This is a genomic window from Nonomuraea sp. NPDC049784, assembly GCF_040659615.1.
In the GTDB taxonomy this organism is placed as follows: Bacteria; Actinomycetota; Actinomycetes; order Streptosporangiales; family Streptosporangiaceae; genus Nonomuraea.
Window position 1 is genome coordinate 1 of the sequence record NZ_JBFAMX010000110.1, and the last position, 25,755, is coordinate 25,755.

The following is a 25,755-nucleotide window of genomic DNA, read 5'->3' on the forward strand; positions in this document are numbered from 1 at the left end:
GCTCGCCGACCCCACGCTCGACCCCTCCGCGACGGCCGAGGGCTTCGTCACCGAGGGCGTGGCCGACGCGGGCGCGGCGCTCGAGGGGGCCAGGGCGATCCTGATCGAGCGGTTCGCCGAAGACGCCGACCTGATCGGCGGCCTGCGCGAGCAGCTGTGGAGCCGCGGGCGGCTGGTGTCGAAGGTCCGCGAGGGCAAGGAGGAGGCGGGGGCCAAGTTCTCCGACTACTTCGAGTTCGGCGAGCCGTTCACGAAGCTGCCCTCGCACCGGATCCTGGCGATGTTCAGGGGCGAGAAGGAGGAGGTGCTGTCTGTCACGCTGGAGCCGGACGACAGCCCCGACTACGAGCTGCGCATCGCGTCCCGGTTCGGCGTCTCCGACCAGGGGCGGCCGGCCGACAAGTGGCTGGGCGAGACCGTGCGCTGGGCCTGGCGCACCCGCATCCTCGTGCATCTCGGCATCGACCTGCGGATGCGGCTGTGGCAGGCGGCCGAGGACGAGGCGGTGCGGGTCTTCGCGGCCAACCTGCGCGACCTGCTGCTCGCCGCCCCCGCCGGGAGCCGGGCCACGATGGGTCTCGACCCCGGTCTGCGTACGGGCGTGAAGGTCGCCGTGGTCGACGCCACGGGCAAGGTCGTCGAGACGGCGACCATCTACCCCCACGAGCCCAAGCGGCAGTGGGACCAGTCGCTGGCCGTCCTCGGCGCGCTCGCGCAGCGCCACGGGGTCGACCTGATCGCCATCGGCAACGGCACCGCCTCGCGCGAGACCGACAAGCTGGCGGCCGAGCTGGTCCAGCACATGCCGTCGATCACCAAGATCGTCGTTTCGGAGGCCGGGGCCTCGGTCTACTCCGCCTCGCCGTACGCGTCACAGGAGCTGCCGGAGCTCGACGTGTCACTGCGCGGCGCCGTGTCGATCGCCCGCAGGCTCCAGGACCCGCTGGCCGAGCTCGTCAAGATCGACCCCAAGTCGATCGGAGTCGGCCAATACCAGCACGACCTGGCCGAGTCCAAGCTCTCCCGCTCGCTCGACGCGGTGGTCGAAGACTGTGTCAACGCCGTCGGGGTCGACGTCAACACCGCGTCGGCGCCGCTGCTCACGCGCGTGTCGGGCATCGGCTCCACGCTGGCCGAGAGCATCGTCCGCCACCGCGACGCCAACGGGCCGTTCCGGACGCGCTCCGCGCTCAAGAGCGTGCCCCGGCTCGGGCCCAAGGCGTTCGAGCAGTGCGCGGGCTTCCTGCGCATCCGCGGGGGTGACGACCCGCTCGACGTGTCGAGCGTCCACCCCGAGGCCTACCCCGTGGTCCGCCGCATCCTCACGGCGGCCAAGACGGACCTCAAGTCCCTGATCGGCAACACGGCGGCGCTGCGCACCATGAAGCCCAACAGCTTCACGGACGAGACGTTCGGCCTGCCGACGGTGACCGACATCCTGCGGGAGCTGGAGAAGCCCGGCCGCGACCCACGGCCCGCCTTCAAGACGGCCACCTTCAAGGAGGGTGTCGAGAAGATCTCCGACCTGGCCTCGGGCATGATCCTCGAGGGTGTAGTCACCAATGTCGCTGCCTTCGGCGCGTTCGTGGACATCGGCGTCCACCAGGACGGCCTGGTCCACGTCTCGGCCATGTCCCGCAATTACGTCAAGGACCCGCGCGATGTGGTCAAGCCCGGCGACATCGTCCGCGTCAAGGTCCTGGACGTCGACATTCCCCGCAAGCGCATCTCCCTGACCCTCCGCCTGGAGGACGAGACCCCGGCCCAGACCGCCGGCGACGGCCCCCGCAGGGGCGCGGGCCGCGGCGATGGCGCACGGGGCGACGGAAAGGGCAACGGCCCGCGCGACCGCGCCCAGGGGCGGGGCGACGACCAGCGCAACCGAGGCGACGGAGCCCGCGGCGAGGGCCGCCGAGGCGGTGACGGCGGACGGGGCGACGACTCCGGCCGAGGCGGCGACGGCGGTCGGCGGGGCGGCGGCGAGCAGCGCGGCCGCGGTGACGGCCAGCGCGGCGGTCAGCGCCGCCAGGACCGCCCGGCCCCCACGGGAGCCATGGCCGAGGCCCTCCGCAAGGCCGGCCTCACGGGCAACAACTGACCCGGCGCCACCCGCCCACGGCAACGGCCGCCCGAACGGCGTGCCACCGCACGGGGTGCGAGACGGAGAGCCACCCGGCGCCGTCTCGCACCGGTGGCATGCCGCCACGGGCGACACCGGGGAACGGCAAGCCACCCCACGCCAGGTGATCAACCAAGAAATCGGCGGTCCGCCACCCAGCGCCATCTTGCACCGGTGGCGCGCCGCCCCACGGGGATGGCGGGACGGGGACCGCCATCCCTGCCTGCCACCGCTGGCGTGCCCCCGCACGGGGAGGGGCACCGCGTCCCGTCCCGCACGCGTGGCGGGACGGGGCGATACGGTCGAAGGGTGAGCACGACAGCGTTTGGCACGGCGATCGCTCAGGCCCGTGACCTCCTCAGGTGGCGGTCGCCGCTGCGGACCGAGCTGTGGGCGGCGCGACTCGCCGCCGGCCTCGACCCGGACGAGGTGGAGCCGTTCCTGCGGGAGCTGGCCGAGGACGGTGGCACGGAGGCGCGTCTCACCCTCGCGGCCCTGTCCGTGGTCAACGCCGCGGCCGACCTGAGCCCGTCCGCCGGTGGAGGCGCGCCCCCGCACGACGGTGAAGACGCGGGCGCGACCGCCGACAGACTCGTGGATGCCGGAATTTTCGTACGTGCCGGGCACGGTGTGGCCGAGACGCTTCCCGGGTGGGTGCGGCGGATGGGGCGGGTGACGTGTGAAGGCGCCTGGTACGGCAAGGCCGACCCATTCGGCGAGCAGACTCTCGCGGCGCTGTCCTTCCGCTACGAGAACGGCAAGGAGCCGCACCTCCTCGTCGTCGCGATAGACCAGGTGAGCGGAGGGTTGGCGGTGGACGCGGTGGTCGAGGAGGTGAAGTTCCTCGACGACCTGGACCTGCGGCCCGAGGAGCCGGGGGCGGTGGCGGGACGGGTGCTGGACGCGTTCGAGCTGGGTGACCGGATCATGGGGGCGATGGTCGCCGACACGCTGTCCGCCGTGCGGCCGATCGCTCTCCTGCGTGCTCAAGCGATTCCCGGTCTCGTACGCCCGGCGCCCGACGACACCGTGAGCCGGTTTCGCGAGCTGCCGGAGCTGCCCGGCGCGCGGGAGGCGTTCGAGAAGCTGGTCGAGTTCGTTGGCGATCGTCCCTTGTGGTGGAGCCCGGCGCGGGTCACCCAGTTCCTGACGTCGTGGCTGCCCAGGGAGGCCCTCCTGTCGGAGTCGGCGATCGCGGCGATGCCGGAGGTGGTGCGGGCCTGGAGCCGGCTCTCCGGAGCGCATGCCGCGGTGCTGGCCCAGGTCGAGGCGGACGCGCCGCGGCTGCCCGCGCTCATGGCCGACGATTCCCTGGCCGGCCTGGGCAAACGCATCGCCCTGGCCCAGCGCGACCAGCCCTGACCCGGCCGACCCGCCAACGCCACCAGCCGAGCGCACGGAAGATGGTCATCGAGGCGAGGTTCACCAGCGCCACCGCGGCCCAGGCCGCCGGGCGGCGCAGCAGCCGCCGCAGCGGGCCGAGCCGCCGTCCGTCCGGCCGCCTGGATCATCGCCTGTAGTCCGCGTCCCTCTGGAGAGGGCACATGTGGCGTGGCTCTGAAGTACTACGGGGTGCAGACGCCGCCGGGATCCGGCGCCGTCCGGTGGTTCCGGGTGAGCTGCTCGGACGCGCTGGACAGGAGCATGTCCAGGGCCGTCGGGTAGGCGCTGTCGTTCATCTGGGCCACCAGCAGCGGCGCCGTCGCGGCGATGTTCGGGTGGCTGCGGGCGGGCAGCCGGGCGTACGTGGCGCGCCACACCTCCTCGTCGGTCTCGCGCGCGGCCTTCGGCAGAGCCAGGGTCGCGGCGTCCAGGATGGCGAAGGCCAGGCTCTGGTCGATGAACGCGTGATAGATCCGCACCGCGTCCGGATCCGCGAACCCGGCCCCGCGCAGGATCCCGAGGATGGTCTCGTCGCCGGCCACCTCGTTCGGCCGGCCGGTGACCCGGCTGGCGGTCAGCAGCGCGGCCTGCGGGTGCGTCAAGTACGCGTGGTGGATGCGAAGCCCCAAGTCGCGCAGGTCGGCCCGCCAGTCGCCTACGGGCCGCCAGTCGGCCATCGCGGTGCCGAACAGCTCGTCGGCGATCGCGAGGACCAGGTCGTCCATGCCGCGGAAATAGCGGTAGATGCTGCTGGCGTCGGCGCCCAGGGCGAGGCCGAGGCGGCGGGCGGTCAGCCCGGCGGCCCCGTGCTCGCGGAGCATGCGCAGGGCGGTCTCCACGATGAGCTGGTGGGTGAGGACCTGCCCGAGCTTGGTGGGACGTCGCCGTCTGCGCGCCGCCTCCGGCACCACCCGCTTCGCCACGATGACAGCTCCTTATGCCAACGCCATTGACGTTGAGCAGCCTACCGAGGTTGTATTCATGACACACCCCCCAAAATGCCTCTAAAGGGGATTTATCGTCATGCGTATCCTTCTCATCGGAGCCGGCGGCGTGGGAACCGCCATCACTCGTATCGCCGCGCGCCGCCCGTTCGTCGATCACATGGTCGTAGCCGACTACGACCTCCCCCGCGCCAAGGCGGCCGTCGCCGCGCTGGGCGAGCGGGCGCGCAGGTTCACCCCCGCCAGGATTGACGCCGCCGACCAGGCCGCGGTCGTCGCGCTGCTGAAAGAGCACCGGTGCGACGTGCTCCTGAACGCCACCGACCCACGTTTCGTGCTGCCGCTGTTCGACGCGGCGCTCGCGGCCGACGCCCACTACCTCGACATGGCGATGTCGATGTCCAGGCCGCACCCGGACCGCCCGTACGAGGAGGTGGGGGTCAAGCTGGGCGACGACCAGTTCGCCCGCGACGGCGAGTGGGCGGCGAAGGGCAGGCTGGCGCTGGTCGGCATGGGCGTGGAGCCCGGACTGGCGGACGTCTTCGCCAGGTACGCCGCCGACGAGCTGTTCGACGAGATCGAGGAGATCGGCATCAGGGACGGCGCCAACCTGACCGTGGACGGCTACGAGTTCGCGCCCTCGTTCAACATCTGGACCACCATCGAGGAGTGCCTCAACCCGCCGGTCATCTACGAGAAGGACCGCGGCTGGTACACCACGGAGCCGTTCAGCGAGCCCGAGGTCTTCGACTTCCCCGACGGGATCGGCCCCGTGGAGTGCGTGAACGTCGAGCACGAGGAGGTGGTGCTCGTCCCGAGGTGGATCCCCGCCCAGCGGGTGACGTTCAAGTACGGCCTGGGCGAGGACTTCATCGGCAAGCTCAAGACCCTGCGCGCGCTCGGTGTGGACAGCACCGAGCCGGTCGCCGTCAGGACCGACGACGGCACCGCCCGGGTCGCCCCTCGCGACGTGGTCGCCGCCGTGCTGCCCGACCCGGCGGGCCTCGGCGACCGCATGCACGGCAAGACCTGCGCCGGCACCTGGGTGAAGGGCGTCAAGGACGGCCGACGGCGCGAGGTGTACCTCTACCACGTCGTGGACAACCAATGGTCGATGCGCGAGTACGGCTCCCAGGCCGTGGTCTGGCAGACCGCCGTGAACCCGGTCGTCGCCCTGGAACTGATGGCCAACGGAGTGTGGAAGGGCGCGGGCGTGCTGGGGCCCGAGGCGTTCGAGCCGCGCCCGTTCCTGGACCTGCTGGTGGAGTACGGCTCACCCTGGCACATGCGCGAGCAATAGGCGCTGGGATCATTGTGGGGCAACGACCGGCACGACGAAGGACTGCGCCTTGAGCATCGCCGACGACCCAGACCGCGCGCCCGCCCGCTCCCACTTGTACGCCATGGGCTGGTCGGAGGAGGAGATGCGCCGCCCCGTGGTCGGCATCGCCTCCACCTGGACCGGCACCATGCCCTGCAACCTCACCCATCGCGAACTGGCCGCCCACGTCGCCGAGGGGGTGCGTGCGGCGGGCGGCACGCCGATGGAGTTCAACACGATCGCCGTATCCGACAACCTCACCATGCACACCCCCGGCATGCGCGCGTCGCTGATCAGCCGCGAGGTCATCGCCGACTCGATCGAGCTCATGGGCCGCGCGCACGGCTTCGACGCCCTCGTGGCCATCGTGGGCTGCGACAAGACCGTGCCCGCCGGGATCATGGGGCTCGCCCGCCTGGACGTGCCCTCCGTCGTCCTCTACAGCGGCAGCATGATGCCCGGCCGGTGGCGCGGCCGCGACGTCACCATCCAGGACATGTGGGAGGCGCTCGGCGAGCGGGCCGTCGGCCGCCTCGACCAGGCGGAGCTGGACGATCTGGCCAGGCACGCCTGTCCGGGCGCCGGCACCTGCGCCGCCCAGTACACCGCCAACACCATGGGGAGCGTCGCCGACTTCCTCGGTCTGGCGCCGTTCGGCGTGGGCGACATCCCCGCGGTGGCCGAGGAGAAGAACGCCGCGGCCCGGCGGGTGGGCGAGATCGCCATGGAGGCGCTCGCCCGCGACGCCCGCCCTTCGCGCGTGCTCACCGAGGACGCCCTGCACAACGCGATCGTCTCGGTCGCGGCCATGGGCGGCTCCACCAACGCCGTCCTGCACCTGCTGGCCATCGCCCGCGAGGCCGGGCTGTCCCTGCGCATCGACGAGATCGGCGAGGTCTGCCGCGAGGTTCCGATCATCACCGGGCTCAAGCCGAGCGGTGGCGACCACACGGCGCTGGACCTGTGGCGGGCCGGCGGCACCTCGCTGGTGGTGCGCCGTCTGCTGGAGGCCGGGCTGCTGCGCGAGAACGTCACGCTGGTGGACGGCCGCACGCTGGCCGAGGTCGCCGCGGACGCCGAGGAGACGCCGGGGCAGCGGGTGGTGGCGAGCGTGGCGGAGCCGTTCAAGCCGCGCGGCGCGCTGGCCATCCTGCGGGGCTCCCTCGCACCTGACGGTTGCGTGCTCAAGCTGGGCGGCAAGGACGACTTCCGCCACGAGGGCCCGGCCAAGGTGTTCGACTCGGAGAACGACTGCTACGTGGCCATCGAGGAGGGGCTCATCGTGCCCGGGGACGTCATCATCCTGCGTTACGAGGGCCCCGCGGGCGGTCCCGGCATGCGCGAGATGCTCTCGATCACGGGCCCGCTCGTCGGCCGCGGCCTCGGGAGCTCGGTTGCCCTGGTGACCGACGGGCGGTTCAGCGGGGTCTCGCACGGGCGGGTGATCGGGCACGTGGCGCCCGAGGCGTACCATGGCGGGCCGATCGCGCTGGTACGCGACGGCGACACGATCGTCATCGACAGCGCGGCGGGGACGATCGAGCTGGTGGTGCCGGAGGAGGAGCTGGAGGCGCGCCGGGCCTCGTGGAAGCGGCCCGAGAGGGAGGTCGAGCGGGGAGTGCTGACCAAGTACATGGCGACGGTCGGCTCCGCCTCGGACGGCGCGGTCACGGCCTGAGCCAGGATCGAGCAGCTCACCGAGCCCGCTATGCTGCGCAGTGACGTTCGCCCTCAGAAGGAGACTTACGCGATGTACAAGGAGTTCGCTGTCGAGGCCGTGATGTGGCTCGTCCCGGTCGTGGTGCTGATCGGGGTGGCGCTCCTCATCACCGCGTGAGCCAGGGGCCCAGCCGGGGGTCGGCCCGGCCCCTGGCGGTCACTCAGCGGTAGTACCTGTACGACACGTTGGTGCTGGCGTACCGGTTGAAGTTGGAGTAACCGTCCAGCCAGTTGTTCCACATCTGCGCCAGCGTCGCGGTGCGCACGGTGCAGGCGGCCCATTTGATCCTGCGAGGGCCGATGGTGCCCACATAGTCGTAGCAGGACCCGGCCTTCCGGCCGTTGACAGTGAGGCGCGCGTTGAGCTTCACGTTGTAGAGAGTCTTGTACGACGTGTTCCTGACCCGGACCTTGATCAGGCAGGTGTCCTTGCACCGGCCGAAGTAGACCCTGGTGCTGATGAGCTGAGCGCTGGCCGTCGTCTCCGATGTTCCCGCGGTCGCCGACGCGCTGGCGGGCGCCGCCATGAGCGTGGTCGCGGTCGCCGCCACTAAGGCCGTGCCGGCAAGACGCTTGATCATTTCGCCCCCTGTAGCAGAGAACAGTCGCTCCCCCCTGTCGGCAGCGACTCGTACTTGTTCGACTACTATCAGGAAAGCGCTAACACCAACGTTTCGCCAAGAAGATCCGATACGAAACGGTTATCCGCTTATATCGGACTTATCCGGCGAGGTGGACGCTCCTCACAGCGGCGCGTCCCCGGTGTCGTTGAGTTCGGCGATGGCCAGCTCGGCCGTGCTGCGGATGTCGAAGAACTTGTCGAGCGCGGTGATCGCGAACAGGTGCTTGCACCTGCCGTTCAGCCCCGACAGCAGCAGCCGCCCGCCCGAGGCGGTGACCGCCTTGTGCAGGTAGACCAGCACGGACAGGCCGGAGGAGTCGCAGACGCTGACGGCCTGCATGTCGATGACGAGCATCGGTGGCTGGGTGAGATCGAGGGCCTTGGTGACGCGGTCACGCACCTCCGCCGCGGACCCGAAGTCGAAATCCCCCGTCAGCCGCGCGATGACGCAGGGTCCCTGGAGTCCGAGGCTTATCGACAAGGCCTGCTCCGAAGTCACCCAGCTCCACCTACCTGCGTTGCTTGCCCGTTCCGCTGCGCCTTTCGACCACTTTACGAGAAGTAGCGCTTCGGGTTGAACACCAGCATCTGCTCAATCTGGTCATCGGTCACACCCGAGTCCAGCAGTGCGGCCAAGACGTCGTCGTGAATGTGATCGTAGCGCCAGTTAGGTGCGAGCGTTGAGCGGGCCTCGTCCCAGGCACCGCCGAAGTAGTCCATGAAGCAGGCGGTGTCGTGGCTGAGGACCATGCGGTCGGCGTATCCGCGCTGGCAGAGCGCCGCGACCGTGGCCACGCGCTGTGTGGTCGGGTTGTAGGCGTCCAGGCCGAACCGGTCCATCCCCAGCGTCGCACCGGTGTCGGCCATGCGCATGAGGTAGTCGAGGTCGTTGCTGTCGCCCGCGTGCCCGACGATCACCTTCGCCAGGTCGACGCCCTCTTTGGCGAACAGGTCGAGCGCGAGCAGGCCGCTCTGCGTGAAGGCGTTCGTGTGGACGGTGATCGGCGCTCCGGTGCGCACGTGCGCCTGCGCGACGGCCCGGCAGATGCGCTCGACGCCGGGCGTCAGGCCCTTCTGCTCGACCACGCACTTCAGGAGCGCGGCCTTCACGCCGGTGTCGGCGATGCCCTCGGTGAGATCGCGTACGAAGTCGTCGATCATCGGGTCCGGCATGTCGAGGAACAGGCCGGGGCCGCGGTGCTCGTACTGGTGGGGCAGTTCCTCGAAGGCGTAGATGCCGGTGGCGACGATGATGTTCAGGCTGGGCACCTGCCCGGCGATGCGCTGGATGCGCGGGATGTACCGGCCGAGGCCCCACACCGTCGGGTCGACGATCGTCCGCACGCCCTTCGCGACCACCGCGTTGAGCTTGGCGACCGCGTCCGCCACCCGGTACTCCTCGTCCCACCAAGCACCTTTGCCGTAGTTGTCCAGGTGCTCGGTGGAGAGGACGAACACGTGCTCGTGCATGAGCGTCTGCCCGAGCCGGTCAACGTCTATGGGTCCGCGAACTGTTTCGACGGTGGGCATGCGCGCCTCCATACCGGCTGGTCTGTCGGCGCTCAACCTAAGCTCGTCCACGACCCCCGTCAACCACCTGCCCCGGCCCGGGCAAGCCGCCGGAACAGCGGCTCCGGCCCGGGCAGCCGCTCACCGTCCACCGCCGCGGCCACACGCGCCGCCGCGGTCGGCAGGAAGGGCTCGAGCTGTACGGCCAGCTCACGGCACGCGTGCACCAGCGTCCCGAGCGAGACCTCCTGCTGGGCCCGCGTCTGCCGCCACGGCTGGGTGCGCTCGACGTACTTGTTGGCCTCCTCGACGATCGCCCACACGGCCATCGCCGCCCGCCGGAAGTCGAACGCCTCCAGCGCCTCGTCCACCGGCACCTCGACGAGCGCCTCCCCTGCAGGGGGCACGTGGCCGTCCAGGAAGCGGTGGACCATGGTGACGACCCGGTTGACCAGGTTCCCCAGTCCGTTGGCCAGGTCCTCGTCGGCCCTGGCGATCAGCCGCTCCTCGGTGAAGTCGGCGTCGCCCACCCGCGGCACCTCGCGCAGCAGCCACCACCGCACGGCATCGACCCCGTACGCGTCGACGAGCGCCAGGGGATCGGCCGCGTTGCCCGCCGACTTGCTGATCTTCCGGCCCTTCACCGTGAGGTAGTCGTGCACGAAGATCCCCGTGGGCAGCGGCTCGCCCGCGGACAGGAGCATCGCGGGCCAGTACACCGCGTGGAACCGGATCACCCCTTTGCCCATCAGGTGCACCTTGCGCGGCTCGGAGACCCACCAGCGGCCGTAGTCATCGCCTTCGAGCGCGGTGATGTAGTTCGCCAGCGCGTCCCACCACACGTAGACCACCTGGCTCGGGTCGCCGGGCACCGGGATGCCCCACCCGCGGGCCCGGGCGGCGGACCGCGAGATGCTGATGTCGTCCAGCCCCGCCTCGATGAACGCCAGCACCTCGTTCCGCCGCGCGACGGGCTCGATCCTGAGCCGTCCTGAGCGGATGAGCTCGCTCAGGACGTCCTGGTATCGGGAGAGGCGGAAGAACCAGTTCTCCTCGGACACGTGCTGCAACGGCGCCTCATGTCCGTCGGGACAGGGGCCTTCCGGGTAGAACTGCTCGCAGCCCACGCAGTAGAGCCCCTCGTAATGCCGCTGGTAGAGGTCGTGCCTCGTGGCCTCCCAGATCCGCTCGACCCCGGCGCGGTGCCCGGCGTGGGCGCTCGTCCGGATGAACGAGTCGAACGACAGGTCCAGTGGTCCCCGCAAACCCTCGAACGCGGCCGCGTTCCGGTCCACCAGCTCCCGCACCGGCACGCCCTCGGCCTCGGCGGCCAGCACGTTCTTCAGCGAGTTGTCGTCGGTGCCCGTCTGGAACCGCACCGGCTCGCCCCGCCGCCGATGATGCCTGGCCAGCACGTCGGCCTGCACCAGCTCCAGGGCGTGCCCGAGGTGGGGGCGGGCGTTGACGTAGGGGATGGTCGTCGTGATGTACATCGGTTGCCTCCAAAGGGGCCCCGAACACGACGAGAGGCCCCGGGTCGCAGGGCCTCAACAAGACGTCGCCGGTGAAACCCCCTAGGGGGCCATCATCACCAGGCACGTCGTCATGCCGCTCATGCTAGCGGCCTTCGGGCGGCCCAAGCCACCGGATTGCCCGCAGCGCGCCGCGACGAGCGGCCGTGGGAGCGCGTCAGCCTGCGCCCGTGCGGCCGGTGCGGCGGCGTACCAGCCACACGGCCAGGCCGGCCGCGAAGACCGCCAGCCCGGCGAGCACCGACGTCAAGGGGAGGGTCGCCGCCAGCAGCGCGCACAGCGCCAGCCCGAGCGCGGGGACCGGCCTCGGCGGCGCGCCCTCGTCGGGGCGGAGCGTGAGCGCGCACGCGTTGGCGATGCCGTAGTAGACCAGCACGCCGAACGACGAGAACCCGATCGCCTCCCTCAGGTCGGCGACCAGCAGCAGCACGATCACCGCGCCCCCGACCGCCAGCTCGGCCCGCCGTGGCACCTGACGCACCGGGTCCACGGCGGCCAGCACGCCCGGCAGGTCACGCTCGCGCGCCATGGCCAGCACGGTGCGTGAGACGCCGAGCAGCAGCGCCAGCAGCGCACCCAGCGCCGCCGCGGCGGCGCCGACCCCCACCACCGGCACCAGCCACGCGGCCCCTGCCTCCCTGACGACCTCGGCCAGCGGCGCCGGGGACCTGGCCAGCAACCACGGCCCGAGCGCGCGCAGCGCGGCCATCGCGACCAGCGTGTAGACGACGAACGTGATGCCCAGCGCGATGCCGACCGCCCGGGGGATCGTGCGGGCCGGGTCACGCACCTCCTCGCCGAGGGTGGCGATCCTGGCATAACCGGCGAACGCGAAGAACAGCAGCCCGGCCGCCTGCAACACGCCCCACACGTCGGCGCCCTCCTGACCGGGTGGGGACGGTGCGGAGCCGTACCAGGCATCGAGGGACCGAGACTCGGCGAGCGGCGTGTAGGAGAACCAGCCGAACGTGACCGTGTCGTCGCCGAACAGGCCCGCGACCACCACCGCGGCGAGCACGGCCAGCACGAACACCACGATCACCCTGGCGACCCCGGCCGAGCGCCGCACGCCGTAGACGCTGAGTAAGGTCAGCGCGGCGACCGCGCCGACGGCCAGGGGCCGCGCCAGGTCAGGCGCGATGTACGCGCCGAACGTGAGGGCCATCGCCGCGCACGAGGCGGTCTTGCCGATCGTGAAACCCCAGCCCGCCAGGTAGCCCCACAGCGGGCCGAGCCGCCGCCTGCCGTAGACGTAGGTGCCGCCGGACTCCGGGTAGAGAGCGGCCAGCCGGGCCGAGGAGGTGGCGTTGCAGTAGGCCACGACGGCGGCGAGCGCGAGCGCGAGGAGCAGCCATCTGCCCGCGGCGTCCGCGGCGGGCGCGAGGGCGGCGAACACGCCCGCGCCGATCATCGCGCTCAGGCCCACGACGACCGCGTCGGTGGTCCCCAGCCGTCGCGAGAGCTCCTCGGGCACGTCTCCGCCTCCTCCCCCACCTCAGGAGGCTCCTACTCTGCCGCACCCCACCGACAATCCACCCCAACGCCCGGGTGAACGTTTGTCGCGGTAGCCCTCGTCACGTGCTGTTCTCAGGGGCGGGCACCACCAGCACCGGCCGGCGCGCGTGGTGCAGCACCCGGTCGGATGTGCTGCCGAGCAGCAGCGAGCGCACCCCGCCCAGGCCCCGGGTCCCGGTCACGATGAGCTTGGCGTCGATCTCGTTCGCCACGTCGACGATGGTCGACCAGACGGCCAGGGAGTCCACGTCGCACCGCGGGATGGCGTCCAGCCCGGCGTCGCGTGCCAGGTTCGCGCCGCGCTGGGCGAGCTCCACCATCGCCTCCTCGATCGCCTTGTCCTCCTCGCCCAGTTGGTCGACCGTCATCATGAGCCCGACGGAGGCCCTGGCGGAGGTCATCGCCATCCGCTCCCACACCGTCAGCACGACCGCGGACTCGCCCCGCATGATCTCCCCCGCGAAGGCGATCGCCGCCTTGGCGTCGTCCGAACCGTCGTACGCAATCAAGATCGTCATTCCACCTACTCCTTTACGAGGTCAGGGCCTACCTCTTTCCCGCACAGCTCGTTTCACGCCTGTGTCAGGGGTATGCCGCCATTCATGACCGTGACGCGATTCCAGGACCTGCCCCTCGCCGAGCGCGACCGCGAGTGGGACGGCGACGAGGCGGAGAAGCGGATACGCAAGTGGGCCGGCGCCGAAGACGGGCCGAACGCGAAATACCGCCAGGCCTTCGTCTGGTACGACGCGGACGACGCCGACGAGTTCGGCGCGTACAAGCTGCCGATCGCCGACGTCGTGGACGGGGAGCCGAAGGCGGTGCCGCGGGCCGTGTTCGCAGCGGCCGCGGTCGTGCAGGGGGCCCGGGGCGGGATCGATCTGCCGAAGAAGGACATCGAACCCGTCAAGGAGCACCTGGCGCGCTACTACGCCAAGATGGGCGAAGAGCCGCCCTGGGAGCGCTGAGCCAACGGCGTCAGCATCGACAGCCCGGCCAGCGCCAGCACGCCCAGCTCGGTGACGACCACCACCCGCTGGGTCAGCCCCGCCGGGATGTCATCGTTGGTCAGCGGGATGCCGAACATCCGCACCACGTACGGGACCACGACCAGCAGCAGCGCACCGAGGGCCACCCCGCTGAGGATCCGCACCGCCCTGGCGTACCGGATCTTCGCCTTGGCCAGCAGCATCCCCGCCGCGGGCATCACCAGGAACGCGGCGAACGCGGCGTACCGGTGGATGCCTCCGGACAACGACAGCGGCACGCCCGGTCGGTCGGTGGGAAAGGCGCCGATCAGGAACATGCTCGCCCCCCACGCCAGCAGCAGCGCGACGACCCAGCGGCTCATCCCGGCCCGGCGCAGCGCCTCGGCGATCAACGCGGAGCCCACCGCGAACAACGTCAGCGAGGCGGGCAGCAACCAGCCGGTCGCCTGGAAGGCGTACTCGCTGATGACGCTGTGCAACGGGTCGAGATTCGATTCGGCGTGCAAAGTGAGCATGGCGCCGCTCCCGGTGCCGATGGCCGCGAATCCGCTGACAAGCAATCCCTTCATGCCCTCAAAACTCGGGGAATGCGCGCTCGCGGAGTATCGGAGATGGACCCGAAACGGCCCTGATCGATCCCCTAATACCTTGGTCGGAACAACCCCTGGGATGCCCCGGCAACCTGCGCGAACGCACCCCTGGGTAGGGACTCCCCCCTCAGGGTGCGTACGGGGTGCACGACCCCGATTTGACTTAGAGCGCACTCGAAGGGCGAACCTGAATGTATGACGATCCAGGAGGCCGCCCAGCGGTCGGGACTGAGCGCCCACACGCTGCGCTACTACGAGCGCATCGGGCTCATCCACTCCGTGGGCCGCGACCACAGCGGGCACCGCGACTACGCGGAGCAGGACCTGCAGTGGCTCGAGTTCCTCACCAAGCTGCGGACCACCGGCATGTCGATCGCCGACATGTGCCGGTACGCCGAGCTGCGGCGCATGGGCGAGCACACCGCCGACGAGCGCCGGGAGCTGCTTGAGCTGCACCGCGAGGGCGTCAGGTCGAGGATCGCCGAGCTGACCCAGGACCTGAAGGTGCTGGACGACAAGATCGACCGTTACAAGGAACTGGCATGAACAAGCGCACACTCGGAAACGGCGGCCCCCAGGTCTCGGCGCTGGGCCTCGGCTGCATGGGCATGTCCGACTTCTACGGCCCGGGCGACGAGAAGGAGTCGATCGCCGTCATCCACCGCGCCCTCGACCTGGGCGTCGACTTTCTGGACACGGCCGACACGTACGGACTCGGCGCCAACGAGGAGCTCGTCGGCCGGGCCATCAAGGACCGGCGGGACGAGGTCGTGCTGGCCACCAAGTTCGGCGTCAAGCGCGGCGGCGGCGCGCGCTCGATCGAGAACAGCCCCGAGTACATCAGGGCGGCCTGCGACGCCTCGCTCCAGCGCCTCGGTGTGGACCACATCGACCTCTACTACATGCACCGGCGCAACAGGGACGTGCCCGTCGAGGAATCGGTCGGCGCGATGGCCGAACTGGTCGAGCAGGGCAAGGTAGGCCACCTCGGGCTGTCGGAGGTGAGCGCGGACACGCTGCGCCAGGCGTCCGCCGTGCACCCGATCGCGGCCCTGCAGAGCGAGTACTCGCTGTTCACCAGGGGGCTGGAGGCGGAGATCCTGCCCGCGGCCAGGGAGCTGGGCGTGGCGCTGGTGGCGTACTCGCCGATCAGCCGCGGCCTCCTGTCCGGCGCGCTGCCGCCGGTCGATGAGCTGCCCGAGGACGACGTCCGCCGGTGGATGCCGCGCATCTCGGGCGAGGGCGGCGAGCGCAACGCGGCGCTGGTGACGGAGGTACGGAAGATCGCCGACGCGGCCGGGATCACCCCCGCGCAGCTCGCCCTGGCCTGGGTGCTGGCCCAGGGGGACGACGTCGTGCCGATTCCGGGGACGAAGCGGCTGAAGTACCTGGAGGAGAACGCCGCGGCGGCCGACATCACGCTGACGGCCGGCCAGCTCGACGCCCTGACCCGCGCCATCCCCACCGACGCCGTCACCGGCACCCGCTACCCGGACATGTCGGAAATCGAGGCATAATCCTCCGCCGCGCTCACACCCCACCGCCCGCGCCGTCACGGCCCTGCGTCCCCCTCCAAGGGACCCCAGCCGAAGTACGGCGCGGGTTAGAGGGGGCGGGTAGCCGGGCGGGCCGGCTGGGCGGGAACCTCGTCGGCCGGCGACCCGGGTCGGCCTTACTTGGGGATGTCGAAGTAGACGCGGATGGCGGTCTCCCCCGCGCGGGTGTGGATGCGTACGAGGTCGCTGAGGAGGTTCACGATCAGCAGCCCACGCGAGCCCGAGTGACGGGGATCAACGGGCCGGCGCCCCGCCAGCGGGTCGGTGATGTGCCCCGAGTCGCTGACCTCGCACACCAGCCGCCCGCCCTCGGTCCACACCCGGATCGTCCCCGAGCCGCCCCCGTGGTCGAGGCTGTTGGCGCCCAGCTCGGCCACCGTCAGCCGGATGTCGTCGAGCCGGTCGCCGGAGAACCCCACCTCGGCGGCCCGCCGCGCGGCCAGCCCGCGGGCCGCCGACAGGTTGGTGCGGTCGAAGCGCAGGGACACGAACTCGGCCGGCTCCCCCAGCGCCAGGTTGTGCCCCGAGACCACCAGCTCGGGCGCGTAGTCGGCGCTGGGCCACTCCCGAGTGGCGTCGCGCAGCACGGGATGGGTGCGCGCCGCCTCATCGATGACCCCGGGCGCCAGCCGCACGGCGTCGTACGGGCAGAGGATCGTGACCCGCCGCCCCGCGAACGACCAGTTGATCAGCGCCTCGTGCTGCGCCGCGGCCCCGTATTCGGTGTCGGTGCGCCCGGCCCAGATCGGCTCGCCGATGATCCGGACGTGACCACCGGGATGCCGGTCGGCGAAGTCGCGCAGCACGGCGGGGATGATCCGCCCCGGGTTGCGCCCGGCCTCCTGCATGTCGAGCAGGAGCACCGACTTGGCGTCGCCCCCCAGCGCAGCCTCGATGAGCGCCAGGTTCGCGGCGGGGACGGCGACCGCGACAGGCTCACCGAGAGCCAGTCCGGCGCGGACGAACGCGGTGGTGGCAGCCACGTATTCCCGGTCGCCCCGGTAGAAGAGCGCCGGATGCACGAATGGTTCCGCCAACATCAGACTTCACGCTACCCAAGGTTGATGACTTCAAGACAATCCGTTGGGTACCTAAATATGTGTGAAGAGCAGAATCCAACTCATCCGCCGTCCCCGCCCCGCCAGCAGGTTACTCCCTCTGGATCTGCGCACCCCGTCCGGCCGACGCCTCCCGTTCTGAGCGATGCGAACCTATGCTCAGGGACATGTCGGAATTGCAGATGCGGGTCTCCGACGATGACCGGGAGCGGACCGCGCAGCAACTGCAGCGCGCGTTCAGCGAGGGCCGCCTCACCCAGCTGGAGCTCGAAGACCGCCTCGAGATCGCCCTGACCGCGAAGACCTACGGCGACCTGCTGGGCCTGATCGACGATCTTCCCGTCGAGCAGCCGCATGTCGAAGACGTGGTCGAGCTGGAGTCCAAGAACGGCCACATCAAGCGCTCCGGCGACTGGGCCGTCCCCCGGCGGCTGCGGGCGATCTCCAAGTACGGCAGCGTCGAGCTGGACCTCTCCGAAGCCGTCGTCACCCATCCAGTCGTGGACATCGAACTCGACCTCACGTACGGCTCCGCCAAGATCATCCTGCCGGAGGGCGGGGTGGCGAACGTCGACGCGTTCCGCAGCGACTGGGGCCACACCACGACCTCCAACGTGCCGAGCAGACCTCACCCGGGTGCCCTCTACGTCGTGGTCAGCGGCAGGACGAAGTACGGCGGGCTCATAGTGCGCTATCCGCGCAGGCGCTGGTTCACCCACTGATGGAAGAGCGAGATGTGGTGCTCGCTGGGCACGAGCACCCCGCCCTCGCGGTACGCGCGTGACGACATCCCGGGCTGGGTCCGCTCGCAGGCGTCGAAGTCCTGCTCGTTGACGCGGTGGAACAGCTCGACCGACAGCGACAGGTCGGCGCCGGAGGCCACCACGTCAGGGTGGTAGAGCCAGTCGCACTCGACCACGGTCCTGTCCACCGCCAACGGGAACATGCGGTGCAGGATCACGTGATCGGGCACGAGGTTGACGAACACCTGCGGCTTGACGGTGATCGCGTAGTAGCGGCGGTCCTGGTCCTGTGACACGTCCGGCAGCTTGCCGAACCCGGGGCTGCCGTCCACGGTGAACCCCTCGATCCGCTCGGCGAACTCCGCGCCGTGACCCACGTAGTACTGCGCCGCGTAGCCGCCCGCGAACTCCGGCAGCACGGCGACCAGCTCGGGGTGGATGGTGGCGCAGTGGTAGCACTCCATGAAGTTCTCGACGATGAGCTTCCAGTTGGCCTTGACGTCGTAGACGATCCTGCGGCCGAGCGCGAGCTTGTCCACGTGGTAACGCTCGATGGCGGCCGGGTCCCCGAGCCGTTCGATGGCCGCGTACGTCACCGTCTCCTCGAACGAGGGCGGCTCCGCGGCCAGGCACACCCACGCGTACCCCAGCCATTCGCGCAGGTGCACGGGCACCAGTCCGTATTCGACACGGTCGATGTCGGGCATCTTCGCCAGGTTCGGGGCGGCGGCCAGGCGGCCGTCGAGGTCGTAGGACCAGGCGTGGTACGCGCACCTGATCGTCCTCCTGACCTCGCCCTCCGGCTCAAGGCAGAGGCGGGCGCCGCGGTGCCTGCAGACGTTGAGGAAGGCGCGCAGCCGATCGTCCCGGCCGCGTACCACGATCACGCTCTCCCCGCCGACCTGGACCGTCCTGAACGCGCCCGGCCTCGGCACGTCCTCGCCCCTGACCGCGCAGAACCAGAGGCTCTCGAAGATCTTGGCCTGCTCCTCGGCGAACACCTCGGGGTCGGTGTACGAGCGGCCGGGAAGCGTGGGCATCAAGCTGGTCAACCGGCACCCCTCTGTTGCGTATTACGCACCGAGTTGCTCTATATGCGACATCGTCAGTCGGCTTTCACGAGGATGTCAAGAGGTAGCCGCCCGCCCTGCACGGCTTTACACCGGCTTGATACGCATGGTGTTAGTGGGGTGCAAGTGACGGTCAAGGACTGATCCATAATGTTCCCTTCGTTCGTTAAACCTACGAAGGGCATGGAAATGACTCCCCCTCGTCGTCGTCTGGCCGTCGCGGCCGCGACGCTGACCCTTGCCGTCCTCACCACCGCCTGCGGTGCCATCGGCCAGGCCGTTGACTGCAACACGGCCGCCAGCGAGGCCAGCAAGATCGCAAGCGAGTGGAGCTCCGCGATGGCGAGCAGCGCCACGGACAAGGAGGCCCTCGGGAAGGCCTCGAAGACCGCGGCGGACAAGACCAAGGAGCTCGCGGGCAAGTACGACGGCGACGTCGCCGCCGCGCTGAACGACCTGGCCGCCGGGTTCGAGACCATGGAGAAGGGCGACCTGAGCAGCGTGGCCGAGTTCAGCGGCAAGATGAACGGCTTCACGAGCAAGATCACGGCTGCCTGCTCCTGACGTTGGGCCCGCGGTCGCCGTTCCGCCTGTGGGGGGCAGGACGGCACGGCGGCCGCGCCATGTTGAGGTGGATTCGTTCTAGTCTTGCTGCCTGTGACGGGTGAGACTCTGGCGGTGCGAACGGGGGCGTCCGCCGCCTTGTGGAGAACCCGGCTCTCCGGCCACCGCGTGCGAGTGAGCGCTCTGGCGCTCGTCTCCGCAGTGGCCTATGCCGTGCTGGGGCTGGTCAAGCTGACCACGTTCCGGGCCACCACGTTCGACCTGGTGATCGTGGATCAGGCTGTGCGTAACTACGCCGCCTTCCACCCGCCGTACATCCCGGTGCGCGGCATGTTCTCCGACCGGGGCATGGACTACGTCCAGCTCGCCGACCACTTCTCGCCGATCTATGCGTTGCTGTCGCCGTTCTACTGGATCCACGACGGGCCGGAGACGCTGATCGTGGCGCAGGCGGTGCTGTTCGCCGCGGCGATCCCTTTCCTGTGGCGCTACACCAGGCGCGTGCTGGGCGTCGCGCCCGCCTACCTGGTCTCCGTGGCGTACGCGCTGTCGTGGCCCGTGGCGCAGGCGGTCGCGTTCGACGTGCACGAGGTGATGTTCGTCCCGCTGCTCACCGCGATCATGATCGAGCGCTACCACGCCGGCAGGACGTTGTCGGCGTTCCTGGCGATGCTCGGACTCCTCCTGGTCAAGGAGGACATGGGGCTCATGGTGGCCGGGGTGGGGTTATGCCTGATCGTCCTGGGCGACCGGTGGCGCGGCGTGCTCTGCGTGATGTTCGGCCTCGGCGGCCTGCTGCTCGCCCGCGGCCTGGTGACCTCGGTCTTCGGGGGCGACGCCACGGACTACTGGGCCTACGGGCACCTCGGCAACGACCTTCCCGGCGCGATCCTGGGGATCGTCCGCGACCCCCTCGCCGCGCTCCTGCTGCCGTTCAGCGAGGAGGCCAAGGTCGACACGCTGCTCCTGCTGGCCTGGCCGACGTTGATGCTGTGCCTGCTCTCGCCGCTGTCATTGATGGCGCTGCCGCACGTGCTCGAACGCATGCTGTCCGACCGGTCGCTGTGGTGGCAGGCCGACTTCCAGTACAGCGCCTTCACGGTGATCATCCTCTTCTGCGCGGGCGTGGACGGGCTGGCCAGGCTGCTGCGCCGGCTGAAGCGCTCCGACGAGCATGAGCACGCCTCGCTCAAGCTGGCCTGGTCGGCGGCGGCCTGCGTGGTCGCGCTCACCCTGGTGCCCAAGTTCTCGCTGGACCAGCTCTACCATCCGGCCTTCTACAAGGAGCCCAAGGCGGCCGCCGCCGCGGAGGCCGCGAGCAAGGTGCCCTCCGGGGTCACCGTCGAGGCGGTCAACTCCCTCGGTCCCGCCCTGACGTCCAGGACCACCGTCCTGCTGTGGACGGCCAAGTCGCACGGCGCTCCGTGGGTGGTGGCCGACACCTCACGCTGGGAGTTCCCCTTCGGCTCCCCCGACGAGCAGCTCGCCACGGTCGCCGAGCTGGAGGCCGACGGGTACGCGAAGGTCTTCGAGCGCGACGGCTACGTGGTGCTGCGCCGCGACTGAACCGCCTCCTCGTAGGCCAGCTCGAACCCCGCCAGAACCGTAGGCCACGAGCCCGCGGCCGGGGCCGTCGCGCGGTTGTGCGCGGCGATCGACTCGCGCAGCCCGGAGTCGGTGCACAGGCGCGCCACCGCGCGGGCCAGGTCGCCGAGCGTGCGGCCGAGCAGCCCTTCCGTGCCGTTCCTGACGAAGTCGGCGACCCCGCTCTGCGCCCTGGCCACCACGGGCAGACCCGCGGCCCGTGCCTCGAGCGCCGCGATGCCGAACGACTCGCGCGGCGCGGGCGCCACGAACACGTCCGCGGACTCCAGCACCTTCGCGATCTGCTCCCGGGTGTAGCGGCCCGGCAGGGAGACCCACTCGGCCATGCCTTGCCTGGCGAGAAAACGTTCCATCTGACCGCGGGCGGGGCCGTCGCCGACGATCGTGGCGCGCATGGGGATCCGGGCGGGCACCCGCGCCCTCGCCGCCTGGAGCAGCCTCAGCAGGCGCACGGGCTGCTTGCGCGGCGCCAGCCGGCCCACCGCCACGATGTGCACCTCCTCACGGCGGTCGGGGATCCCCGGAGGAGGCGCCCAGCCCGACAAGTCGAGGCCGTTGGAGACCACCCGGACCGGCACCTCGGGCCCGGCCACGGCGCGGATCGGCCCCGCGGCCGCGTTGCTGACCGTGGTCGCCACCAGCCGCCACCGCTGCCAGCCGAACGCCAGCCGCAGCAGCCGGTAGACCATCCGCGTGGCCGGATCCCACATGCTGTGCACGGTCACCACGCACGGCACCCCGGCCCGCGCCGCGGCCCGCACGCCCATCCAGGCGAACGGCGAGACCGCACCCGTGTGGACGTGCACCACGTCGGGGCGCAGGGAGGTGATGCGGCGCGTGAGATGCCCCACGCCGAACGGATGCACCGGCAGGTCGAACGGCATCCTGGCGACGATCCTGTGGACGCCGGGCAGCGCCTCTCCCCTGGTCGCCGTGGCCACGGAAACGTCGTGTCCAGCCTCCCCCTGCATCCGCACGAGATCGGCCACCTGGACCTCGATCCCGCCGAGTCGCGGCAGGTAACAGTCACTCACGTGAAAGATCCGCACCCCTCCCAGACTAATCTGGGCGTGTGCCTCCACGTACCGCTGTGTTCTTCCACGCCCATCCCGACGACGAGGCCCTGCTGACGGCGGGCACCATGGCGATGCTCGCGGCCGAGGGACACCGCGTGGTGCTCGTGGTGGCCACCGCGGGCGAGCGCGGGCTGGCCGATATGGAGCCGGGCGAGGCGCTCGGCGAAACCAGGCTCAAGGAGCTCTACAAGTCGGCGGCGCTGCTCGGCTGCGCGCGTGTGGAGTGCCTCGGCTACGGCGACTCGGGGCTGAGCCCGAAGGGCGGCATCGCCGAAGAGCGGCCCGACAACGCCTTCATCGACGCCGACACGGAGGCGGCGGCCAAGGCACTGGCCGCGATCCTGCAGGAGGAGCAGGCCGACCTGCTGGCGATCTACGATCCGGCGGGCGGATACGGGCATCCCGACCACGTGCAGGTGCACCGGGTGGGCAAGCGGGCAGCGAAGATCGCCGGCACGGAGATCGTCCTGGAGGCGACGGTCAACCGGGATCCGCTGGTCAGGCTGCTGCGGCTGGCGGGCCGGTTCTACAAGTTCCCGCCGGAGTTCGACGTACGGACGTTCGAGAGCGCCTACTCGTCGAACGAGACGATCACCCACCGGGTCAACGTCAGGAAATACACCAGGCAGAAACGCGCGTCCATGGCCGCGCACGCCTCCCAGGCCAGCGGCGGCGACAGCGACCGCACGCTCGCCGTCATGCTGAAGGTCCCACGCCCGATCTACCGCTTCGTCTTCGGCACCGAGTGGTACGTACGCCGCGACCTGCCGCCCGGCACCCGGCTCACTCATCCCTTCGACCGGTGGCCGAAATAATCCCTTCGGAGGACGTTGCCTGTCCGGCGACCCGTCAGACTGGACCCCGATGAAGAACAAGTGGCTCCAGATCGCCCTCTCCGTGCTGTCGCTCGGGCTCGCCGTGCTGCTCGTGGTCTTCCTGCCGCAGATCGTGCACACACTCACCGGCAAGCCCGTCTCCTGGCACCAGATCGGCGCCGTCTTCGGCACGCTCGGTGCCGGCGAGATCGCGCTGATGAGCGCGCTGTGGCTGCTGAGCCTGCTGGCGTACACGTTCGTGCTGACCAACTCCCTGCCCGGCCTCAACAACCTGCAGGGCCTCACGATCAACGCGGCGGGCAGCGCGGTCAGCAACCTGCTGCCGTTCGGCGGTGCGGTCGGCGTGGCGGTGACGTTCGCGATGACCAAGGGATGGGGGTTCACCAGCCGGTCGATCGTGGTGATGACGCTGGTCAGCGGCATCTGGAACACGTTGTTCAGGTTCATCCTGCCGGCCGTCGGGATCATCGCGCTGCTGGCCGCGGGCAAGGCGCCTAACACGACCGTCGCCAACGCCGGGTGGACAGGGGCCGTCTCGATCCTCGTGCTCTGCGTGATCGTGGCCGTCGCCCTCTACTGGGAGCGCGCCGCCGACGTGCTCGGCCGCGCGCTCGACGGCATCAGCCGGCTGCTCCGGCTCAAGATCCACGCCTCGGAGGCGTTCCACAAGCTGCGCGCCGACACCGCCGGCGTCGTCAGGACCCGCTGGCTCGGGCTGTCACTCGGCATGGTGTTCTTCCTCGGCTTCCAGTGGGCGATCATGGCGGCCTGCATGTACGCCACCGGCGCCTGGCCCGGCCCGGCCGAGTCGATCGCCGTCTTCGCGCTGTCCAGGGTCCTGACCAGCGCCCTGATCACGCCCAGCGGAGCGGGGATCATGGAGAGCGGCGTGGCCGCCTTGCTCATCTCGGCGTTCGGTGTGCCGGCCACTCCCGCGATCGCGACCGCACTGCTTTTCGGCTTCTGGACTTACACTATCGAGATCCCGTTCGGCGGCCTGGCACTGGGCGCATGGGCACTGCTGCGCAGGCGCAACGGCCGGAACGCCGGCGCGGAGCCCCCGTCCGCGATCTCGAAGGCCCAGTAGTGACAATCCCAAACCCATCAAAGACCTTGTGCGTGATTCATAGGCCCGCATAGCGTGGCGGCTGACATGGTGGCGTTCCGAGTTCTGGGGCCAGTCGAGGCGTACGAACACGACGACGAACTCGACCTCGGCGGGTTGCGGCAGCGGGCCGTCCTCGCCCGGCTTCTCGTGGCCAGAGGTCAGGTCGTGCCCGTTGACACGCTTCTTTACGATCTGTGGGACGACGACGCGGCAAAGGGCGCGCAGTCGGGCCTGCAGGTCTACATCTCGCGCCTGCGGCGGGTGCTGGAGCCCGGCCGCCCGCGCGGTGGGCCCAACCGCCTGCTGGTGACGGTCGCGTCCGGCTACGCGTTGCGGGTGGCCTCCGACCAGGTCGACGCGCTCAGGTTCGAGCAGCTCGTACGCGCGGCGGGCGAGCATCTCGAAGAGGGCGATCCACAGTCCGCCCGCGGCCGCCTGGAGAAGGCTCTGGGCCTGTGGCGCGGCACCCCCTACTCCGACTTCGCCGACCAGTCGTGGGCTGAGGCCGAGGTCAACCGCCTGGCGGAGCTACGTCTTGTGACACGCGAGCGGCACGCCGACACCGGGCTGCGGCTGGGCCTGCATGCCGAGACCGTGCCCGACCTGGAGGCGCTGACCACCGAGCACCCGCTGCGCGAGGAGGGCTGGCGGCTGCTGGCGCTCGGCCTCTACCGGTGCGGCCGGCAGGGCGACGCGCTGGCCGCGCTGCGCAGGGCCAGGAACATCCTGGCCGACGAGCTGGGCATCGACCCGGGTCCCGCGCTGCGCAAGCTGGAGTCCGACATCCTGGCCCAGTCGCCCGAGCTGGACCTGGCCGTCCCGGCGCGCCCCGCACGACCCGCCGCGCCGGTCACCGACACCTGGCCGCCCAGGCCGGCCGTGGCCGTCGAGCCACCGCCGCTGGAGCCCGAGCCGTTCGTCGGCAGGGACGCCGAACTGGCCAGGCTGACCACGGCGGCCTCGCGCACGGGCAGGTTCCAGGTCGCGATCGTGACCGGGGTCGCGGGCGCGGGCAAGACCACGCTGCTGCGCCAGCTCGAGGGCAGGCTCGCCGCCGACGGCTGGATCGCCGCGTCCGGCGCGTGCCCCGACTCCAGCGCCACCCCGCCGGGCTGGGCGTGGGTGGAGATCCTGCGCACGCTCACCGGCACTACCGGGGCAGGCGAATACGCGCAGCTGCTCGCGCCGCTGCTCGACGACGCCGCCCCCGACCCCGACGAGGACGAGGCGTCCGGCGGCTTCCGGCTGCACCGCGCGGTCGGCGGCTACCTGGCCGGGGTCGCGCGCCGCGCACCGGTGCTGCTGACGCTCGAAGACCTCCACTGGGCCGACGACCAGACGCTCGCCCTGCTGCGCGCGCTGCCGAGCCTGCTGGCCACCAGCCGGGTGCTGCTGGTGGTGACGTGCAGGGACAGCGAGCTGGACGACCGACAGTCCGACGTGCTGGCCGCGCTGGCCAGGCTGAGCCCGGTGCGCGTGGGCCTGTCGGGGCTCGACCCGAAGGCCGTGGCCGAGCTGGTCAAGGCGACGTGCGTACGCGAGATCGACGAGGACGCGGTCGAGTCGATCGTCGAGCGCACGGGCGGCAACCCGTTCTTCGTCCGCGAGACCGTGCGCCTGCTCGACGCCGAGGGCGCGGCCGATCGGGCCAGCGCGACCCAGGTGCTCTCGCGGGTGCCTTCCGGTGTGCGCGACGTGCTGCGGCGGCGCATCTCGCGGCTGCCTTCGGGCGCGCAGCAGATCCTGCTCCAGGCCGCCGTGATCGGCCGCGACGTCGACCTCGACGTGCTGATCGCCGTGTCGGGTCCCGGACCAGAAGTCCAACAGATGGTTCTCATAGGAACTAGAATTTCCAGTCATGGAACTGAGGCAGTTGGAGTACTTCGTCGCGGTCGC

At 70.6% G+C, this 25,755-nt stretch carries 25 protein-coding genes; 14 read left to right on the forward strand and 11 right to left on the reverse strand.

Going from position 1 to position 25,755, the window contains the following annotated elements:
- Together AB0J09_RS23095 and AB0J09_RS23100 are read left to right on the forward strand one after the other, a co-directional pair.
- The coding region (locus tag AB0J09_RS23095; protein ID WP_360694500.1) for a Tex family protein at positions 1-2,098 on the forward strand (2,098 nt) is incomplete at its 5' end.
- A gap of 330 nt (positions 2,099-2,428) precedes the next feature.
- Positions 2,429-3,481, forward strand: a complete 1,053-nt coding sequence (locus tag AB0J09_RS23100; protein WP_360694503.1) for a hypothetical protein — start codon at positions 2,429-2,431, stop codon at positions 3,479-3,481.
- 203 nt (positions 3,482-3,684) lie between these two features.
- Here the strand turns inward: AB0J09_RS23100 and AB0J09_RS23105 are convergent, their stop codons facing one another.
- Entirely contained in the window at positions 3,685-4,425 is a 741-nt protein-coding gene (locus AB0J09_RS23105; RefSeq protein ID WP_360694506.1) for a TetR/AcrR family transcriptional regulator, read from the reverse strand.
- A gap of 100 nt (positions 4,426-4,525) precedes the next feature.
- Here AB0J09_RS23105 and AB0J09_RS23110 point away from each other — a divergent pair, with 100 nt between their 5' ends.
- The 3 genes from AB0J09_RS23110 to AB0J09_RS23120 are packed head-to-tail and all read left to right on the forward strand — an operon-like array spanning position 4,526 to position 7,604.
- Positions 4,526-5,746 (forward strand): saccharopine dehydrogenase C-terminal domain-containing protein, encoded by a 1,221-nt coding sequence (locus AB0J09_RS23110; RefSeq protein WP_360694509.1) that lies wholly within the window; start codon positions 4,526-4,528, stop codon positions 5,744-5,746.
- 49 nt (positions 5,747-5,795) lie between these two features.
- Positions 5,796-7,445, forward strand: a complete 1,650-nt coding sequence (gene ilvD, locus AB0J09_RS23115; RefSeq protein WP_360694512.1) for a dihydroxy-acid dehydratase — start codon at positions 5,796-5,798, stop codon at positions 7,443-7,445.
- A 30-nt stretch (positions 7,446-7,475) separates the two neighbouring features.
- Complete coding sequence (locus tag AB0J09_RS23120; protein ID WP_360694515.1) at positions 7,476-7,604, forward strand: hypothetical protein; 129 nt, start codon at positions 7,476-7,478, stop codon at positions 7,602-7,604.
- 43 nt (positions 7,605-7,647) lie between these two features.
- On the opposite strand, the gene AB0J09_RS23125 is transcribed toward AB0J09_RS23120, so the two are convergent.
- The 6 genes from AB0J09_RS23125 to AB0J09_RS23150 all read right to left on the reverse strand — a co-directional run bounded on the left by AB0J09_RS23125 (position 7,648) and on the right by AB0J09_RS23150 (position 13,182).
- Positions 7,648-8,067, reverse strand: coding sequence for a hypothetical protein (locus AB0J09_RS23125; protein WP_360694519.1), 420 nt, complete (start codon positions 8,065-8,067; stop codon positions 7,648-7,650).
- A gap of 162 nt (positions 8,068-8,229) precedes the next feature.
- Positions 8,230-8,607, reverse strand: coding sequence for an STAS domain-containing protein (locus tag AB0J09_RS23130; RefSeq protein WP_360694522.1), 378 nt, complete (start codon positions 8,605-8,607; stop codon positions 8,230-8,232).
- A gap of 53 nt (positions 8,608-8,660) precedes the next feature.
- Positions 8,661-9,638: a phosphotriesterase-related protein gene (locus AB0J09_RS23135; RefSeq protein WP_360694525.1), complete on the reverse strand. Its 978-nt coding sequence runs from the start codon at positions 9,636-9,638 to the stop codon at positions 8,661-8,663.
- Between the two features lie 59 nt (positions 9,639-9,697).
- A complete protein-coding gene (locus AB0J09_RS23140; protein WP_360694527.1) occupies positions 9,698-11,110 on the reverse strand; it encodes a methionine--tRNA ligase in 1,413 nt (470 codons plus the stop codon).
- 196 nt (positions 11,111-11,306) lie between these two features.
- The gene (locus AB0J09_RS23145; RefSeq protein WP_360694529.1) at positions 11,307-12,623 is read right to left on the reverse strand and encodes an APC family permease; all 1,317 of its coding nucleotides are present in this window, start codon (positions 12,621-12,623) and stop codon (positions 11,307-11,309) included.
- A 100-nt stretch (positions 12,624-12,723) separates the two neighbouring features.
- A complete protein-coding gene (locus AB0J09_RS23150) occupies positions 12,724-13,182 on the reverse strand; it encodes a universal stress protein (protein ID WP_360694532.1) in 459 nt (152 codons plus the stop codon).
- A gap of 84 nt (positions 13,183-13,266) precedes the next feature.
- Between AB0J09_RS23150 and AB0J09_RS23155 the strand changes: the two genes are divergently transcribed.
- Positions 13,267-13,632 carry a hypothetical protein gene (locus tag AB0J09_RS23155; RefSeq protein WP_360694534.1) on the forward strand — a complete coding sequence of 122 codons (366 nt, stop codon included), beginning with the start codon at positions 13,267-13,269 and terminating at the stop codon, positions 13,630-13,632.
- Here AB0J09_RS23155 and AB0J09_RS23160 read toward each other — a convergent pair.
- Positions 13,593-14,222 carry a DUF998 domain-containing protein gene (locus AB0J09_RS23160; RefSeq protein WP_360694536.1) on the reverse strand — a complete coding sequence of 210 codons (630 nt, stop codon included), beginning with the start codon at positions 14,220-14,222 and terminating at the stop codon, positions 13,593-13,595. The genes AB0J09_RS23155 and AB0J09_RS23160 overlap by 40 nt on opposite strands.
- Positions 14,223-14,438: 216 nt before the next feature.
- Here AB0J09_RS23160 and AB0J09_RS23165 point away from each other — a divergent pair, with 216 nt between their 5' ends.
- Both AB0J09_RS23165 and AB0J09_RS23170 read left to right on the forward strand, forming a co-directional pair.
- Positions 14,439-14,789 carry a MerR family transcriptional regulator gene (locus tag AB0J09_RS23165; RefSeq protein WP_360694539.1) on the forward strand — a complete coding sequence of 117 codons (351 nt, stop codon included), beginning with the start codon at positions 14,439-14,441 and terminating at the stop codon, positions 14,787-14,789.
- A complete protein-coding gene (locus tag AB0J09_RS23170; protein ID WP_360694542.1) occupies positions 14,786-15,760 on the forward strand; it encodes an aldo/keto reductase in 975 nt (324 codons plus the stop codon). Before AB0J09_RS23165 ends, AB0J09_RS23170 begins: the two co-directional genes overlap by 4 nt.
- 155 nt (positions 15,761-15,915) lie before the next feature.
- Here the strand turns inward: AB0J09_RS23170 and AB0J09_RS23175 are convergent, their stop codons facing one another.
- Positions 15,916-16,839, reverse strand: coding sequence for an anti-sigma factor RsbA family regulatory protein (locus AB0J09_RS23175; protein WP_360694545.1), 924 nt, complete (start codon positions 16,837-16,839; stop codon positions 15,916-15,918).
- A 185-nt stretch (positions 16,840-17,024) separates the two neighbouring features.
- Here AB0J09_RS23175 and AB0J09_RS23180 point away from each other — a divergent pair, with 185 nt between their 5' ends.
- On the forward strand, positions 17,025-17,579 hold the full coding sequence (locus AB0J09_RS23180; protein ID WP_360694548.1) for a DUF1707 domain-containing protein: 555 nt from the start codon (positions 17,025-17,027) through the stop codon (positions 17,577-17,579).
- Here AB0J09_RS23180 and AB0J09_RS23185 read toward each other — a convergent pair.
- Positions 17,549-18,640, reverse strand: a complete 1,092-nt coding sequence (locus tag AB0J09_RS23185; RefSeq protein WP_360694568.1) for an aromatic ring-hydroxylating dioxygenase subunit alpha — start codon at positions 18,638-18,640, stop codon at positions 17,549-17,551. The genes AB0J09_RS23180 and AB0J09_RS23185 overlap by 31 nt on opposite strands.
- 219 nt (positions 18,641-18,859) lie before the next feature.
- Here AB0J09_RS23185 and AB0J09_RS23190 point away from each other — a divergent pair, with 219 nt between their 5' ends.
- Positions 18,860-19,234 carry a hypothetical protein gene (locus tag AB0J09_RS23190; RefSeq protein ID WP_360694551.1) on the forward strand — a complete coding sequence of 125 codons (375 nt, stop codon included), beginning with the start codon at positions 18,860-18,862 and terminating at the stop codon, positions 19,232-19,234.
- 93 nt (positions 19,235-19,327) lie between these two features.
- On the forward strand, positions 19,328-20,800 hold the full coding sequence (locus AB0J09_RS23195; protein WP_360694554.1) for a DUF2079 domain-containing protein: 1,473 nt from the start codon (positions 19,328-19,330) through the stop codon (positions 20,798-20,800).
- On the opposite strand, the gene AB0J09_RS23200 is transcribed toward AB0J09_RS23195, so the two are convergent.
- Positions 20,776-21,873, reverse strand: a complete 1,098-nt coding sequence (locus AB0J09_RS23200) for a glycosyltransferase (RefSeq protein WP_360694556.1) — start codon at positions 21,871-21,873, stop codon at positions 20,776-20,778. The genes AB0J09_RS23195 and AB0J09_RS23200 overlap by 25 nt on opposite strands.
- Before the next feature lie 38 nt (positions 21,874-21,911).
- On the opposite strand from AB0J09_RS23200, the gene AB0J09_RS23205 reads away from it, so the two are divergent.
- The 3 genes from AB0J09_RS23205 to AB0J09_RS23215 form a co-directional block, all read left to right on the forward strand.
- Positions 21,912-22,730: a PIG-L family deacetylase gene (locus AB0J09_RS23205; protein ID WP_360694559.1), complete on the forward strand. Its 819-nt coding sequence runs from the start codon at positions 21,912-21,914 to the stop codon at positions 22,728-22,730.
- 49 nt (positions 22,731-22,779) lie between these two features.
- Positions 22,780-23,838 carry a lysylphosphatidylglycerol synthase domain-containing protein gene (locus AB0J09_RS23210; protein WP_360694562.1) on the forward strand — a complete coding sequence of 353 codons (1,059 nt, stop codon included), beginning with the start codon at positions 22,780-22,782 and terminating at the stop codon, positions 23,836-23,838.
- 66 nt (positions 23,839-23,904) lie between these two features.
- Positions 23,905-25,755, forward strand: a 1,851-nt coding sequence (locus tag AB0J09_RS23215; RefSeq protein WP_360694565.1) for a BTAD domain-containing putative transcriptional regulator, incomplete at its 3' end; no start/stop codon positions are given.

Bases quoted from the DNA above. Each gene is read 5' to 3' on its own strand.
- AB0J09_RS23125 (WP_360694519.1), bottom strand. From the start codon at position 8,067: ATGATCAAGCGTCTTGCCGGCACGGCCTTAGTGGCGGCGACCGCGACC.
- AB0J09_RS23180 (WP_360694548.1), top strand. From the start codon at position 17,025: ATGTCGGAATTGCAGATGCGGGTCTCCGACGATGACCGGGAGCGGACC.
- AB0J09_RS23190 (WP_360694551.1), top strand. From the start codon at position 18,860: ATGACTCCCCCTCGTCGTCGTCTGGCCGTCGCGGCCGCGACGCTGACC.
- AB0J09_RS23170 (WP_360694542.1), top strand. From the start codon at position 14,786: ATGAACAAGCGCACACTCGGAAACGGCGGCCCCCAGGTCTCGGCGCTG.
- AB0J09_RS23210 (WP_360694562.1), top strand. From the start codon at position 22,780: ATGAAGAACAAGTGGCTCCAGATCGCCCTCTCCGTGCTGTCGCTCGGG.
- AB0J09_RS23120 (WP_360694515.1), top strand. From the start codon at position 7,476: ATGCTGCGCAGTGACGTTCGCCCTCAGAAGGAGACTTACGCGATGTAC.
- AB0J09_RS23150 (WP_360694532.1), bottom strand. From the start codon at position 13,182: ATGACGATCTTGATTGCGTACGACGGTTCGGACGACGCCAAGGCGGCG.
- AB0J09_RS23135 (WP_360694525.1), bottom strand. From the start codon at position 9,638: ATGCCCACCGTCGAAACAGTTCGCGGACCCATAGACGTTGACCGGCTC.
- AB0J09_RS23140 (WP_360694527.1), bottom strand. From the start codon at position 11,110: ATGTACATCACGACGACCATCCCCTACGTCAACGCCCGCCCCCACCTC.
- AB0J09_RS23155 (WP_360694534.1), top strand. From the start codon at position 13,267: ATGACCGTGACGCGATTCCAGGACCTGCCCCTCGCCGAGCGCGACCGC.
- AB0J09_RS23160 (WP_360694536.1), bottom strand. From the start codon at position 14,222: ATGAAGGGATTGCTTGTCAGCGGATTCGCGGCCATCGGCACCGGGAGC.
- AB0J09_RS23185 (WP_360694568.1), bottom strand. From the start codon at position 18,640: ATGCCCACGCTTCCCGGCCGCTCGTACACCGACCCCGAGGTGTTCGCC.
- AB0J09_RS23110 (WP_360694509.1), top strand. From the start codon at position 4,526: ATGCGTATCCTTCTCATCGGAGCCGGCGGCGTGGGAACCGCCATCACT.
- AB0J09_RS23165 (WP_360694539.1), top strand. From the start codon at position 14,439: ATGACGATCCAGGAGGCCGCCCAGCGGTCGGGACTGAGCGCCCACACG.
- AB0J09_RS23175 (WP_360694545.1), bottom strand. From the start codon at position 16,839: ATGTTGGCGGAACCATTCGTGCATCCGGCGCTCTTCTACCGGGGCGAC.